This is a genomic window from Paenibacillus sp. DS2015 (assembly GCF_050433705.1).
Classification (GTDB): Bacteria; Bacillota; Bacilli; order Paenibacillales; family Paenibacillaceae; genus Paenibacillus_AQ.
The window spans coordinates 40015-55022 of sequence record NZ_JBNPWS010000022.1; the positions used below are offsets into that span (position 1 = coordinate 40015).

Annotated in this window: 20 protein-coding genes; all 20 read left to right on the top strand. The window is 42.4% G+C overall.

The window, feature by feature from the left end; genetic code table 11:
- The first annotated feature begins 4 nt into the window (after window positions 1-4).
- Window positions 5-316, top strand: coding sequence for a hypothetical protein (locus tag J2T13_RS17895; protein ID WP_429373704.1), 312 nt, complete (start codon window positions 5-7; stop codon window positions 314-316).
- A 29-nt stretch (window positions 317-345) separates the two neighbouring features.
- A complete protein-coding gene (locus tag J2T13_RS17900) occupies window positions 346-1371 on the top strand; it encodes a major capsid protein (protein WP_429373706.1) in 1026 nt (341 codons plus the stop codon).
- A 15-nt stretch (window positions 1372-1386) separates the two neighbouring features.
- The gene (locus J2T13_RS17905) at window positions 1387-1656 is read left to right on the top strand and encodes a hypothetical protein (protein WP_429373708.1); all 270 of its coding nucleotides are present in this window, start codon (window positions 1387-1389) and stop codon (window positions 1654-1656) included.
- Window positions 1657-1687: 31 nt separating this feature from the next.
- Window positions 1688-2065, top strand: coding sequence for a DNA-packaging protein (locus tag J2T13_RS17910; protein ID WP_429373710.1), 378 nt, complete (start codon window positions 1688-1690; stop codon window positions 2063-2065).
- On the top strand, window positions 2066-2422 hold the full coding sequence (locus J2T13_RS17915; protein ID WP_429373711.1) for an ABC transporter ATP-binding protein: 357 nt from the start codon (window positions 2066-2068) through the stop codon (window positions 2420-2422).
- Window positions 2422-2847 (top strand): HK97 gp10 family phage protein, encoded by a 426-nt coding sequence (locus J2T13_RS17920; RefSeq protein ID WP_429373713.1) that lies wholly within the window; start codon window positions 2422-2424, stop codon window positions 2845-2847. The genes J2T13_RS17915 and J2T13_RS17920 overlap by 1 nt, the downstream gene beginning before the upstream one ends.
- A 4-nt stretch (window positions 2848-2851) precedes the next feature.
- Complete coding sequence (locus tag J2T13_RS17925; RefSeq protein WP_429373714.1) at window positions 2852-3277, top strand: phage tail terminator family protein; 426 nt, start codon at window positions 2852-2854, stop codon at window positions 3275-3277.
- Complete coding sequence (locus tag J2T13_RS17930; protein WP_429373716.1) at window positions 3270-3452, top strand: hypothetical protein; 183 nt, start codon at window positions 3270-3272, stop codon at window positions 3450-3452. The genes J2T13_RS17925 and J2T13_RS17930 overlap by 8 nt, the downstream gene beginning before the upstream one ends.
- A gap of 1 nt (window position 3453) precedes the next feature.
- Window positions 3454-4770: a phage tail sheath family protein gene (locus J2T13_RS17935; protein ID WP_429373718.1), complete on the top strand. Its 1317-nt coding sequence runs from the start codon at window positions 3454-3456 to the stop codon at window positions 4768-4770.
- A 1-nt stretch (window position 4771) separates the two neighbouring features.
- Window positions 4772-5236, top strand: a complete 465-nt coding sequence (locus tag J2T13_RS17940) for a phage tail tube protein (protein ID WP_429373720.1) — start codon at window positions 4772-4774, stop codon at window positions 5234-5236.
- Window positions 5237-5254: 18 nt separating this feature from the next.
- Window positions 5255-5677 carry a phage tail assembly chaperone gene (locus J2T13_RS17945; protein ID WP_429373722.1) on the top strand — a complete coding sequence of 141 codons (423 nt, stop codon included), beginning with the start codon at window positions 5255-5257 and terminating at the stop codon, window positions 5675-5677.
- A 243-nt stretch (window positions 5678-5920) separates the two neighbouring features.
- Complete coding sequence (locus J2T13_RS17950) at window positions 5921-6274, top strand: hypothetical protein (RefSeq protein ID WP_429373780.1); 354 nt, start codon at window positions 5921-5923, stop codon at window positions 6272-6274.
- Between the two features lie 48 nt (window positions 6275-6322).
- Window positions 6323-8437, top strand: coding sequence for a hypothetical protein (locus J2T13_RS17955; protein ID WP_429373724.1), 2115 nt, complete (start codon window positions 6323-6325; stop codon window positions 8435-8437).
- Window positions 8437-9126, top strand: a complete 690-nt coding sequence (locus tag J2T13_RS17960; protein ID WP_429373726.1) for a LysM peptidoglycan-binding domain-containing protein — start codon at window positions 8437-8439, stop codon at window positions 9124-9126. The genes J2T13_RS17955 and J2T13_RS17960 overlap by 1 nt, the downstream gene beginning before the upstream one ends.
- A 4-nt stretch (window positions 9127-9130) precedes the next feature.
- Window positions 9131-10096: an XkdQ/YqbQ family protein gene (locus J2T13_RS17965; RefSeq protein ID WP_429373727.1), complete on the top strand. Its 966-nt coding sequence runs from the start codon at window positions 9131-9133 to the stop codon at window positions 10094-10096.
- Window positions 10096-10434, top strand: coding sequence for a DUF2577 domain-containing protein (locus J2T13_RS17970; RefSeq protein ID WP_429373729.1), 339 nt, complete (start codon window positions 10096-10098; stop codon window positions 10432-10434). The genes J2T13_RS17965 and J2T13_RS17970 overlap by 1 nt, the downstream gene beginning before the upstream one ends.
- Window positions 10431-10844 carry a DUF2634 domain-containing protein gene (locus tag J2T13_RS17975; protein WP_429373731.1) on the top strand — a complete coding sequence of 138 codons (414 nt, stop codon included), beginning with the start codon at window positions 10431-10433 and terminating at the stop codon, window positions 10842-10844. Before J2T13_RS17970 ends, J2T13_RS17975 begins: the two co-directional genes overlap by 4 nt.
- The gene (locus J2T13_RS17980) at window positions 10837-11895 is read left to right on the top strand and encodes a baseplate J/gp47 family protein (RefSeq protein ID WP_429373733.1); all 1059 of its coding nucleotides are present in this window, start codon (window positions 10837-10839) and stop codon (window positions 11893-11895) included. The genes J2T13_RS17975 and J2T13_RS17980 overlap by 8 nt, the downstream gene beginning before the upstream one ends.
- Entirely contained in the window at window positions 11892-12449 is a 558-nt protein-coding gene (locus tag J2T13_RS17985; protein WP_429373735.1) for a putative phage tail protein, read from the top strand. The genes J2T13_RS17980 and J2T13_RS17985 overlap by 4 nt, the downstream gene beginning before the upstream one ends.
- Complete coding sequence (locus tag J2T13_RS17990; RefSeq protein ID WP_429373737.1) at window positions 12439-14994, top strand: pyocin knob domain-containing protein; 2556 nt, start codon at window positions 12439-12441, stop codon at window positions 14992-14994. Before J2T13_RS17985 ends, J2T13_RS17990 begins: the two co-directional genes overlap by 11 nt.
- Window positions 14995-15008 lie beyond the last annotated feature (14 nt).

Sequence of the window (15008 nt, forward strand, 5' to 3'; positions counted from 1 at the left end):
CTAAATGGCATACGTAAGAGGGATTAAAAATTATAGTAACGTTAACTTTTTGGCATCATCAGACCTACAGTCATTCACAACGCTAGTTAGTGATGTAGGGGTGACCGCTGTAAATGGAAAGAAGGTTGTTAAAGCAGGTACGGTGTTACCGACTAATGACGCATCAGCTAAGGGTATTTTGTACAACGATGTGGACGTAACTTATGGACCACAACCGGGATCGTTGATTGTAGAGGGTTATATCCTTGAAGCGCGGTTACCTGTCGCACCATCAGCACTTGCTAAGACTGCATTAACAAAGATTACATTTAAATAAACAACCAAAATGAAGGGTGGAAAACCACAATGGCAGATATTTTTGAACTATTTAATCAAAAGACAGTGTTGAGTTATCTGAAAGAGAGAGAGCTTACCCCATATCTAGGTGAGACGTTATTTCCGGAAGTTAAGCACGATACTCTAGAATTCGAATACCTGGTAGGAGCTAGTAACTTGCCAGTTGCAGCAAAGATTCACGCATTTGATACGGAAGCTGAGATCGGTTCTTTGGAATTTAATGACCAAGCACTCGAAGCAGCTTATATTAAAAAGAAATATCAGATCAAAGAGAAAGATTTGATAGCACTACAATTTCCTCGCACTCCACAAGAGCAACAGACGTTGGTGGGTAGAGTGTTTAATTTGATCGATCGAGCAGTGGGAGATGTACGAGCGGAGGTTGAGGTTATGCGTATGCAAGCTTTGGCCAATGGTAAATTATCACTTGATATTGATGGTGGTGGGACGTTAACTGTAGATTACCAAGTGCCTACTGCTAATAAAGAGGTCCTAGCAGGTGCTGCTATTTGGGGTACAGGGACCGAGGATATCATTGGTGATCTAGAGCGTTGGGCATCGAGCTTAGACGAAAAAGCAACACGCGCCATCACTTCTAATAAACTTGCAAGTCAAATTTTGCGCAACTCGAAGATTACCGGTTATCTATTTGGTAAAGATAGCGGACGTGTCGCAACGTTGGGCGATCTAAACAGTTTCCTTGCTTCGCACCAATTACCAACGATCGCAACATACGATGCCAAATACCGCGTTCAAGGATCAAATGGTTCGTATACGACAAAACGGTACTTTCCTGAAAATAAATTCGTTATGTTTGGCGATAGCACTTTAGGCGAGACTTTGTACGGTCCAACACCTGAGGAGAGCCGCTTGTTACGTCAAGGTAACGAAGAGGTGACCAATGTAGGGAATGTAATTGGTATGGTGTACGAAGAAGGTCTGGATCCAGTATCCACTTGGGCGAAAGCTGCTACAACGGCAATCCCGTCTTTCCCTGAAGCTAACAACGTATTCCAAGCACAACCAATGGTATAAGGAGGGTGAATAGAGATGAAAAAGGTCGAAGTTATTGAAATCCCTGTGCGGTATAACGGCGAGACATACCAAGCAGGGGAAGTTTTTGAGATCGATGGAAAAGATATTTTAGGCATTCAGCAGCATATCACAGTAATCAGTGAAGATAAGCCGATCGAAGAAATGAAACTGGAGGAGCTCAAAGAGTATGCAAAGTCTAAAGAAATTAATTTAGGCGATGCGACCAAAAAAGAGGACATCCTTGCAATTATTTTAGAATCTCAAAAGGTAGCAGTGGGTGAATAACCCCTGCTTCTTTGCATAGGGGGTTACAACAATGACTGAGCTAATCGAAAAGGTAGAAGCTATCATTAAGCGCCGTTGGAATCTACCAGAGAAGTATGATCTTCTCGTGCGTTCCTATATTGACGAGGCTGGGTTTCACATCATCAATTATATTAATCGCTCCTCAATCAATCAGATACCTGAAGCATTAATGTACACATGGGCATCCATAACAATGGGTGCTTTTTCTGCGCAACAAGGTCACATTGAAGAGTTGGATGACTTCTTGGGTGGTGGGGAAACAGTAAAGATCGGTGATACCTCTGTTACTCCTGGTAAAGGTTCAGGAGGATCTATTGGATCGGCGATACAAACGGCAATGGTGGGTCATCATAATGACTTGGTGCGATTCCGTCAGGTGGTGTGGTAAATGAACCTCAGAAGATACCGCAGAGCGCTTGAAAAGCTATATGAGGACAAATGTACAGTGAGTCGATACGGACCCGTTAAACAACCAAATGGGAGCACAAAGAATGAACTGTATGCTGTGTATACTGACACGCCTTGCCGAGTCTCTCAAAAGGCGCTAGGCAGCAACGGACAAACTGAATCAGCTAACAATATCTCATATGAAACAAAGCTATTTATCTCGCCAGACATAGAGATCAAGCAAGGTGACACCATTAACGTAACGCGTGGGACTCTAGAGCACTTGTATACGGCAGGAGAACCATTCCCCTACTCAACGCACCGAGAGATCAGCATTCAGCGTAAGGATAAAGCCTGATGGCTAAGTGGGGAAGTTTTGACTTCGGGCAGATGGAACAGATGGCAAAGACATTCCAGAAGGCGGTGGATCAACGTGTAATCGATCGGTGGATACGAGAGTTCCTTTTGGAGATGGCCTATCGCGCAGATCGAAAGATCAAAAAGCGAACGCCTGTAGGTGATACAGGAGAATTGAGGCGTAATTGGCAATTAGGCAAAGTTGAGAAACAAGGCGGTGCCTATGTCGTCGAGATATTCAACAACACTGAATATGCACCTTTTGTGGAATATGGCCACCGTACAGGCAAGGATCTGACAGGTTGGGTAGAAGGTCGATTCATGATGACGATATCCATGCAAGAAATGGAACGAGAGCTACCTCGTTATTTAGAAAAGAAACAAATGGCGTTGCTCGAGCAGTTAATGAACGGCCGTAAGGGGTGAAGCCGTGGTAACAGTAAATAATGTGTTGGATGGCGTGATATTAAAACTGAGTCAAACCTTTCCAGTCGCAACCATATATGAAGAAGAGATCAAGCAGGGCTTAATTGAGCCTTGCTTTTTTGTTAAGCTCTTTCCCGTTGCCCAAGACAAGGAGTTTGGCAGGCGCTATAAACGCTATCACACATTTGATGTGCATTACTTCCCATTGTCAAAGGATAGCGCAAATGAAGATATGCACAACGTAGCTGAGAAGCTATATGACGTACTGGAATGGATATCTGGTCCGCACCACGGATCTAAGATGAATCATGAAATCGTTGACGGTGTGCTTCATTTTTTCGTTTCATACGATTTCCATGTTATGCGTCCAAAACAAGATTATCCGAAGATGCAAACTCTCACCAAGGAGGGATTTATTAAAAATGGCTAAAGCTGATGATAAGCCGGTAGTTACCCAAGGGTACACCAAATCACAAATCACTGATTCCAAGAGATTCGCAGGACAAAAAGACATCTTGAATGGACTCTTGGAAGATAACAAGACATACACGATTGAACAAGTTGATTCAATCACAAATACATTCTTGGGAAAGGAAGTGAAGTAATATGGCTGGTGGCACATTTGTAACACAGAATAAAGTAAGACCGGGTGTATATATCGACATTAGTTCAGTTCCGAAACCACTTGGAACCTTAGGAGAGCGTGGCATTACTGCATTGGCTCTTACATTACCTTGGGGACCATCTAAACAGCTCATTGCTATAGAGGCAGGAGCAGACACTTTCGACGCTCTTGGATATGACATTACAGATGCTTCATTGTTATTAGTTCGTGAGTCTCTTAAACGAGCTAAGACATTGCTGCTATATCGGTTAAACGAAGGTGTTAAAGCTACTGCAACACTAACAACTTTGACTGTGACAGCAAAATACGGTGGTGTGCGCGGTAATGACGTTTCAATCATTATCCAGACCAATATAGATGATCCTGCTAAATTCGATGTTAATACACTGGTATCAGGCGCTGTAGTAGATACACAGATTGTCTCAGGCTTCGCAGGTCTTGTTGAGAATGATTGGGTAGTGTTTAGCGGAACAGGTGCTTTAACGGTTACAGCAGGGCTTCCACTCACAGGTGGCACCAATGGCGTCGTAACAAATGCTGATCACACAGCATTCCTAGCTGCAGTAGAGTTGCAAGACTTCCAGACTGTTGGATTGACCACTGATGAAACCACACTGAAATCAGTCTACACAGCCTTTGTTAAGCGCCTCAGAGAGGACGAAGGGAAGAAAGTACAGGCAGTTGTGCCGAACTATCCTATCGCCGATTACGAGGGTGTGATAAGTGTAAAAAACGGTGTAGTACTGTCTGATGGCACAACACTTACGAACGCTCAAGCAATTGCATGGGTGGCTGGGGCTACAGCGGCGGCTAATGTTAATGAAGCTCTCACCTATAGTGCGTATGACGATGCAGTAGACGTTGCGCCGAGATACACCAACACACAGATCATAGCTGCTTTAGATGCTGGAGAGTTTGTATTTACAGCTAACGATGGTAGGGCGATTGTTGAGCAGGATATTAATACTCTTCATAGCTTCACAGTTAAAAAAGGCAGACAATTCAGGAAGAATAGAGTCATTAGAGTGTTGGATGGTATAGCGAATGATCTGAAAAGTATCTTCGAGAAATTCTATATCGGTAAAGTGGACAATAACGCTGATGGTCGTAACCTACTAAGAAGTGAAGCGATCAGCTATTTTACGACATTACAGAACATCAACGCATTGCAGAATTTTGATGCTCAGAACGATGTCTCATTTATCCAAGGTGTTGAATCTGATGCAGTGTATTCAGAAGTTTTTGTGCAGCCTGTTGATTCAATTGAGAAAATATATATGAGAGTGCAGGTGAAGTAGTATGTCATTCCTAAACGCAGGGGATACGATATCCGGTCAAGAGGGACGAGCATATGCAACAATCGGTGGTCAAGTCGAAGAAATGTTTTATGTTAAAACTCTTGAAGCTACTGTTGAGAAAAACAAAACAGAGGTCAAAGTACTAGGGAAACGTGGAACGCAATCTAAAGCTAATGGGTGGGCAGGTACAGGTAGTATGACTATCTTCTATGTCACTTCTCGCTTCAGACAATTAATGCTGGACTATATCAAAACAGGTAAAGATACGTACTTTGATATCACTATCATAAATGAAGATGAAGGTTCCACGATCGGAAAGCAGACTGTGGTACTTAGAGGCGTTAATTTAGATAGCGTCATTATGGCCAAGATTGATACAGAGAGTGAAATACTCGAAGAAGATACTGACTTCACCTTTGATGATGTAGATGTACTAGACCAATTCGCAGCCCCAACGTTGGGTTAAATAGGAGGAATTATATATATGAATGATTTAAGTATGTTTTTTGCACAAAATGCAGCAGTTGAGGTGGCAGAGGAGTTTGCGGTCTCCCCACGGTTCAAGGATAAAGATGGTAAGGCAGCTAAGTGGAAACTACGTTCGATCAGTGAGGACGAGAACCAAGAATTAAGAAAGTCTGCAACGAAGAAAACGAAAGTAAAGGGCGGCAATTATACATCTGATGTTGATCAAAATGAATATCTTTCGAAATTGGTTGTTGCTTGTGTGACTTTTCCGGATTTAAAGAATGCGGAGATTCAAAAATCTTACGGTGTAATAGGAGCTGAGAAGCTTCTACGCAAAATGTTACTACCAGGAGAGTTTAGTGGACTCATGGAAAAGGTCACAGCGATGAATGGTTTTGATCAGGATATGAATGAGCTGGTTGAAGAAGTAAAAAACTAATAGAGGAGGGTGATGGTGAGGCTAACTTAGCTTACTACGCCCTCCATGAGTTACACATACTTCCGCACGACTTAATGAAGATGAGGGCGGAGGAACAAGCTGCAATCTATGCTATGATCTCTGTTAAGATCGACAAAGAGAAGAAAGAACGCGCAAAGACAAAAGGTAAAGGACGTAAAAAAGGGTAGACCAAAGTCCTCTAATTTGTTAAGGTTGTTGGTAAATATGACCTATTCAGGGGGAATGACTTTGGGAGCGAAAAACGCAGTTATCGCTGGAGAGTACGAAAAAAGCAAATTGATCACATCAAAAAATGGATTGATTATAGCCATTAGTTTTACTAAATCATTGACGCTAACCAAAGATGTGGTGGAATCGTATGAAGTGATGAGTGAGGAACACACGAAGAGTGCCACAAGTGCTATCGGCAGAGGTCTGGTCGGATCGTTTATCCTTGGTCCAGTCGGGCTGCTTGCAGGGCTTAGTGCAAAGCAAAAAGGAACCCACGTGGTCGCTGTAGAGTATAAGGACGGAAATAAGAGTTTGTTAGAAATCAATGATAAATTATATAAAGTATTAATGACCACCTTATTTTAACACCCTACTACACAGGGTGTTTTTTTATTGTCAGAAAGGGGGTGCACAATGACAACTGTATCATCAAGCCTGAAGTTATTCGATGCTATGAGCGGTCCCTTAAAGGGTATAACGTCAAGTATGAACATGATGATATCAACGATGCAGAACATGCAGCAAGCCACGAATAAAAATGTGAACGTAGATAAAGGCTTGATAGCAGCCAAAAAGCAAATAGCGGCTGCGGAGGCAGCGATAAAAGGTTCTATCGACCAAGCAACAAACAGTCAAAATAAATTTAATAAATCACTCAAGACAGGGAAAAGCGAGAGCTCCGGACTGTTAAAAAGTATTAAGGGCATGGTGGCGGCCTATGCGACTATAGCCGGGGCAAAGGCGCTTGTTGGAGCTACTATGGGTGGTTCTATGGAACAACAGAAAATGAAAGATATGCTTATCGCTCGAACAGGTGACGCACGAATAGGTACGGCAATGTTCGATCAGTTCAAGCAGGATGCCTTGGCCGCTGGACAAGATGTCAATAAATCGTTACAAGGTACATTATCATTCTTCTCGACGACCCAAAATACCGATCAGCTGAAGCAATTGAATAACCTTGCACAAAGAATGAATGCCTTCGATAGTGCCGGAAACGGTATAGAAGGAGCTACATTTGCATTGAAGGAAGCTATGTCAGGCGATATCGTTTCATTGGCGGAACGATTTAATATGTCAAAGGTGGATATTAGAGCTTTTGATATTGACAAGCTCGGTAAAGCTGGAGATATGGATGGGTTTATTAAAGCGTTTGATAAATTGTTAGAAAAGCAAAAGATGGGTCAGGCTGCGTTTGATACTATGATGGCAAGCCCCGCCAAGCAATTGGAGACTCTTGGGAATAATGTTAAATCTAAATTTGCGGAGGCTGGGGGTGCAGCGGTTCAAGCACTCCTACCTTTGATAACAATGATTAATGAAGCATTTCAAGCGGGAACATTCCAGCCATTTTTTGATGCTTTAAGTACGGGGCTCGCTTGGGCCACAACGCTTGTGGTGGGCTTTGCAAATGGAGCAATGTGGTTATGGGAAGTTATACAGACTTACTGGCCTGAGATTAGTGCTGTCTTAGCAGGTATTGGCACGACCATTGCGCTAGCTGTGATACCTAAACTTTGGGCAATGATACCGCCATTATGGGCTGCTGTACCACCATTATTAGCACAAGCTGCGGCTTGGCTAGTTATTAACTGGCCCATTGTCTTGATAGGCCTTGCTGTAATTGGTCTCATACTTATTCTTCAAAAATGCGGGGTGTCTTTCAGCGAAGTCATTGGATTTATAGCCGGACTATTCACGACACTCTACGGAGTCATTTACAATAAAGTTGCTTTAATATGGAATATCTTTGCGTCTGTGGCTGAATTTTTGATCAATGTCTTTATAGATCCTGTGTATGCAGTACAGAAGCTTATCTATGACTTAGCGATGACATTTGGAGGACAGATGGTAAACATGCTTCGCAGTGCTGAAGATTTTGCAGGTGGGTTTATGAAAACAATCCTCGGTGCTATCAACGGTGTGCTTAAGGGGTTTAATTGGCTGAGCAAAAAGATAGCAGACATGACAGGCATTGATTTAGGGACAGCAGATATGTTTGACACTGACAACGTTAACGCCATGTCTGATAAATTACAAGGTTTAATGGATCAGTGGGAAGAGCCGACAAGCACAAAAAATGTTATTAGTATTGACCGCATGGATCCGAAGAACCTCAAAGATCAATTCGATGTCGGATACAAAAGTGGCGCTAATTTTGCGAATAATCTAGACATGTCTTTACCGAGCACAGATAATAATCAAGACTTATCAGCATGGAATGCCGCTGCCAATGCCGGAAAAAACGCCGCTGCTGACGCTGGAAAAAAGGCTGACGATAAAAAGAAAAAGAACATAGGTACAGTAGATAAGATCAAAGACAAAGTAGACATATCTAGCGAGGATTTAAAAGTGATGCGTGACCTAGCTGAGATGAAGAATATTCAAAACTTCGTTACTCTCACACCTACTGTGCAAGTTAAAACAGGCCCGATCAACAACGAAACTAACCTAGATACTATCGTGTCTAAAATAACCAACAAGCTACAAGATGACATTGCATCAAGTGCTAAAGGGGTGTACTCCTAATGGCTGAATATAGCATCGAACTGAGCTATAACAATCACGAGGTATTCTTTCAAATTCCTATTTTGCCTGAGGAAATTGAGATCGAAGGTGCAGGGAACGGAGAAACGCATGATGTTGCTGGGCTAGGCGAAATAAATGTTATCAAGGCTCCTAAGTTGAAAGAGATTAGCTTTAGTGGTGTGTTTCCAGCTGAAATGTCATCTGCAATACAGTCCGTTGGTTTTGAACAGCCAGCGGATTTTATTATGCTTATCGAGGATTGGATGAACAAAAAGCGTCCAATCCGTTTTATCTATGTCAGTGACAGTTTGAAAATTAACATTCCAGTATCGATTGAGGATTTTAATTATAAAGAAGTAGGCGGCGCTGTAGGTGATTGGGAATACGAACTATCATTGAAGGAGTTTGTCTTCTACGCTGCCAGAAAAGTAGTGTTTGCTAAAACAGCAACTACGACTACCACAAATAAAACAACTACCAAAACTGCTACTAAAACGGAACCTAAACGAGCTGATGAACGCGCAAAGGCAAAGACAGTCACTATTAAGAGTGGTGATACGCTATGGATCATTGCCAAAAAGAATTTAGGAGACGGATCGAGATATAAAGAGATCCAGAAATTGAATGGCATTACGGATGCTCAAGCCAAGAAACTGAAAATAGGGACCGTAATTAAACTCCCGGGGTGATCACATGGAAATACTGATCGATAACAAAGACGGGAATGTATGGGATGTATCAGATATCGTAAAGGATATCAGTTATCGTACAAGTAGAATTGGCAAAGCTTCATCATTGGAATTCACACTCATTGAAGAAGGAATATATCAGAACAAGAAATTCAAGTATCAAAATGGTGATATTGTAAGGTTCAAGGATGGATCTGAGAATGTATTTTACGGGTATATATTTCGCTTTGAGACAGGCAAAAGCGGAGAGGCAAAGATTCTTGCTTATGACCAGATGAGGTATTTGAACGTAAGTCATACCTACAAATTCGAGAAGCAAACTGCAACTCAAATCATACAAAAGATAGCCAAAGATTTTGAGTTGAAAGTCGGCTTGTTAGATGATAGCGCATATAAGATACCAGCGTTGCTTTTCGATGACAAATCCTTATTTGACATGATTTGTGAGTCGCTAGATAAAACCCTAATTGCTTATGCTACTAATTTCGTGTTTTATGACGACTTTGGGAAGCTCACACTTCGGAATATTTCGAATATGAAATATGGTTTTGTAATCGGCGAGGGTAGTTTAATGACTGGCTACACCTATTCCAAATCCATTGATGATGAGACTTATAACCAAGTCATCTTATATCGAGATAACAAGACTTCTGGAAAACGCGACATATATAAGATCAAAGATAGTAATCACATAAAAAGGTGGGGATTGCTGCAACTGACTCAAAGTGTGGACGAAGGTTTAAATGACGCACAGATCAACGATATTTTAACCAGGCTAATAGCTGTCAAAAATCGAGAGACTAGATCAATGAAGATTGAAGCTATTGGAGATTTTAGGTTGCGTGCTGGAATGTATGTAAATGTTTATATCGCACGATTCGGCATTAATAAATTCTTTTTGGTTGATGAGTGCACACATAAAAAGAGTGGAACGAATCACACGATGTCATTGGAATTGAGGTTGGTATAATGCTAGATATTATTAAGCAAGCCGCACTAGATGTTATTGAGGCTAGTAGCCCAGTGGCAATACAATTCGGCACCGTATCATCTATAAGCCCTTTAGAGATTAGCGTGGACCAGCGCCTAACTTTAACAGAGGCTTTTTTAGTTGTTCCGGAGTCTATGACGCGCTTTGAGATTGATTTGAAACACGTTCACAAAATGAGCGGCCTTCCTGATACCGATGAAGCATTACTAGATAAGTTAGTGATCAGAAAAGGATTAGAGAGTGGTGACAAGGTAATACTCTTGCGTGTCCAAGGCGGTCAACAATTCGTGGTGATGGACAAGGTGGTGAGTGGGTGATACCGCAGAATGATTATGAGATGTCAGATGAAGAGTTAGAGCCGGTTGCCCTACCAAGTAGGACATATAAGCTTGATTTAGTTAACAAGAGAATCAGCAGCCAAACCATTGACGGACTTGAAGCAATCAAGCAAGTCGTATTCAAGATTCTTTCAACTACTCGGTTTGAACATCTTATTTACAGTAATGACTTTGGTAGCGAGGTGGATCTATCTGCCAATCGCGGGCGCTCAGTGTTTGAATCTGAGGTCGAACGGTGGGTAAAGGAAGCATTGACCCAAGATGATCGAATCGTGGCTGTAACAGGCTTTAAATTTGCCTATGAGCTTGATAATGCATTGATTAACTTTACTGTTGAATCAGAATTCGGAAGATATCAAGAATCGAGGGAGGTGGGTAACATTGTATGAGGATCAAACCTATGAAAATATATTAGAACGAATGCTAGACAGAGTGCCAGGTGACGTAGATAAGCGTGAAGGAAGTATTATCTATGATGCTTTGGCTCCGGCCGCTTTAGAACTGGCTCAGTATTATATCGAGTTAGACACAAATGATAGTTTCCGCTTTCCGGATACAGCCACCGGTGAATATCTTGATCGTGCTATCGCCTGGTCTGGTGTTGTAAGAAAACAAGCAAGCAAGGCACAGTTAAGAGGTTTGTTCTACAATGGCAGCAATGCTCTATTAGATATCCCGATTGGAAGTAGATTGTCCTTGGGTGATTTGAATTATAAAGCAATTGAAAAGCTCTCATTAGGTAACTACCGTCTGGAATGTGAAACCGATGGATCAGAAGGGAGTCGTCACTTTGGTGCTCTACTGCCCATCGACTACATTAATGATCTTGGACGTGGAGAGATCACAGAGTTGCTTGTTGCTGGACAGGACCAAGAAACAGACCAGGCTCTTTATGATTATTACCAAGAAAGAGTATCCCGACCAATTACTTCGGGGAACAGATACCAGTATGAGTTGTGGGCTAGGGAGATACCAGGAGTAGGCAGAGCTAGGGCATTTCCCATTTGGGACGGAGAAGGCACTGTTAAAGTAGTCATATTAAACAATGATATGCGAACCCCTGCTGCAGCTACTGTTAATGCGGTTCAGATGTATATTGATCCTACTCAAGACGGTATGGGAGAAGGTGCAGCACCGATAGGCGCTAAGGCAACAGTCGTAGGAGCTTTAGAAGTACCAATTAGTATATCTGTTACGGTGGTTCTTGCTTCAGGCGCTACCATTGAGGGAGTCAGAGAGTTACTAGAATCAGGGGCTAAGGAATATTTAAAGGATTTAGCCTTTAACGATCCTCTGGTAAGGTATACACGGATTCAAAGCATCATCTTAGGGATCCCTCCCGTAATTGATTACAGTAACTTATTAGTTAACGAAGGGACGCAAAATATCGAAATAACAATGGACTCTGTTGCAGTCTTAGGCACGGTGAGTGTGTCATGACCACTGTTGAAAGGTTGAGGGATTATTTACCCGATTACTATGCTGAGATCGTAGAGATGGACAATCTGACAGCCACAGAAGGCGTAGAGTTTGATGCACTGTATTCGGATATCGAAACGCTACTGAATGAGTCATACCCTGAGACATCTACTATTTTCCTAGATCGATATGAGAAGGATCTTCAAATCTTAGTTGATAAGACAAAGCCAGTCGATCAGAGACGATCTGTAATCATATCTAAGATGCGTGGAAGCGGTAAGGTGTCAGGATCAATGATCAAAAACGTAGCCCAAGCCTATGATGGTGGGACGTTGGAAGTCGGGGTTGATATACCGCATTACACAATTATTATTACCTTTATCGATACGATGGGAATACCTCTAAATCTGGATGATTTAAAGCAAGCGCTAGAAGATATTAAACCAGCACACATGGCGCTTGAATATAAATTTAGATATCTACTGATCCGAGAAATCCACAACGTCATGACACTTAAGCAATTAGAGACAATCAAATTATCAAATTTCACTGGGGGTGTACCTATTGTCAACTAATACAGAGCATCTCGAGTTACTTAAGAAAGACCCAACATTGGACCAGAACGACACGTTCAATATCAAGACGATGATGAACGATAACTGGGATAAGATTGACGAGGCTGTAGAGCGAGTAGACGCCGCTGCCGTTGTAGTAAATGACAACGTAGCAGACTTACAAACTGACGTTACTGATGTTCAAGCCGAGCTAAGTCCCTCAAGCCAGCTAACCTCTAATATTAATGCTGGATCCCAAGTCATACAAGGGGTTAGCGCTCCAGCACTTGCATTTCCTAGGGTTGTTGGCCGGACGCTGATTAACATGTTTGGTGACTTGGGGAAGGGCGATAAAGCGGTGGGTTTTACACAGGTTAACTCTGTATTGACAGCGCAGAGTGATGGCAGCTTGAAGATATCAACAGTAGCAAGTGCGCCAAATTTTGCAGACGCATATTTAACCCTTCCTAGACTAAATACAGCAAAGAGGTATCTCTTAGCCGGGGAGGTAAAAAACGACACCGCCGATAGCGTGGGTATATATGTTCAAGGTCGGGGTTCCGCAATAATCTCAACGGATAAAACAAAATTTAATTTTATCTATCAGGTGATTACCAACCCCCCTCTGGAACTATTTATACTCAGAGTTAATTCATCTGTAGTCGGAGCAAGTGGTTATTTTAAAGGATTACGGCTGTATGAAATAACCGCACAAGAAAGCGCTGAAATTGCCGGCATGACAGCCGATCAAGTAGCGACGAAATACCCCTATGTAGGAACAGGTGTACATGGCATTAAAGACGTTACCATTTCAAGTATACAAGACAACTTATTGCCGGCACTTTCGGAATGGGAGGTATTCAAAGCGGGCACAGCTAAAGTGGAAGTCATTTCTCCATATGTCGCAAAATTAACATCAATGGGTGACAATAATTATGGGCAAATATACACAAGTGCTCCTATAATTGCCGGAAAATCTTACACGTTGGGCGGGACTATCGACAAACCGGCGGGAGCGTTAGACGCACTATTCATCTATTGGGCGGATAACAATAATGTTAGGCTTGTAACGGAAGGTCAAGCGGAACGTAAATTTAAAGGTACGCACATAGCGCCGGCAGAGGCGCACTTTATTCATGCGCATTTTACAGTAGACATTAGGAATGAGAGTCAAACACTTACAAATCCAATGCTTACAGAGGGTAACACGCCACAACCATTCAAACCGCAAAGCAAAACAATCCTAACAGCTTATACCGAGTTATACAGTAATACAGACGGATCAATTGCAGACAAAATGGAATATATAAGCGGAAAATATCAAAAGATTAAGCGGTGGAGTAAAAAAATACTTGATGGATCCTACTCATGGGCAATAGATCCTCCGGGTACTACACCGACTTCCAAACGTTTATTCGTAAGAGGGCCCGAGACAGTCGCCGAAACTTTTGTTGGTGTAGGAACTAAATTCGATGGTAAACCGCTCGAAAATTTAACTTCCGTGGCTATCGGTACGGTTGATTCAATGGTGGTATACGCGAACGGTGTTCTTTTAGACGTGCCCAACGCTGATAGTGGTTGGGGCCCTTCTTATACGCCAACAGTAGCCGAGATAAAAGCATATTTCTATGGCTGGACAATGCGAACCACAGCGGGCGCGATATGGGATGGATCAGCGGGCGATGTTTTCAAGCGGTGGTACGCCAAGTGGTCAGATGGTGCCATATGGTCGCCGACAGCTCTCAATACTTTTTCGGTTGATAAAGTTCCTAAGGCCCTCGCGCCAGCAGGCTATACGCCTTATCAGGTACTCATAAAACCACCAACGTCCTCCACCGAGGCTATTCAAACGAGCGGTGCAATTGTACTAGAAAGTGGAGATAATAGTGTAACTGTTAAATCTACTAATGTCCCTATCAATCCGAGCACCCTTACCCATGCTGATACCTTTTATAACGCCCTGAGTGACGCTGAAAGAGCAATAGCGGCGAATAGCGAAGCCGGGGCCATGTTGCTTGGTGGAATAAAGCCTGAGAGGTTTATATACGGAGACACTAAACGTGCATCCTCTAATTGGACTTATGGCGTTAATAACATCACGAAGGGCGGATTATATTATGTGGAAATAGATTTGAGTGATTTACCCTATGCCCAAGGTGGATTTGTTTTACATGAAGCGTATTCCTTTCATGACGAAATAGCGACCCAAACATTCACACCTTATGGTCAGGACAAAAAGTACTATCGTGGAAAGGTAGATGGTGTATGGAAGCCTTGGACAGAGATTTGGACAACGGCTAATAACACTTTGAACCTATCGATAAACGGGTTGAGAAAATCAGCAGACGGATTTATTGAACAATGGGGAGTTGTATTGGCGAATCCAGGGGTAGCAACATCGGTGGTATTTCCGGTAGCCTTCAACACAATATTCAATTTTGTAGCGACCGGAGTGTGCAATCCGGCTGTGGCGGTATCCGTTCCATCCGCCCTTAATAATTCCATTGAGTTTTTACATGGTGCGAGTAGTCCGATATATATACATTGGAGAGCGATAGGAAAATAAGGGGGTGGGATTGA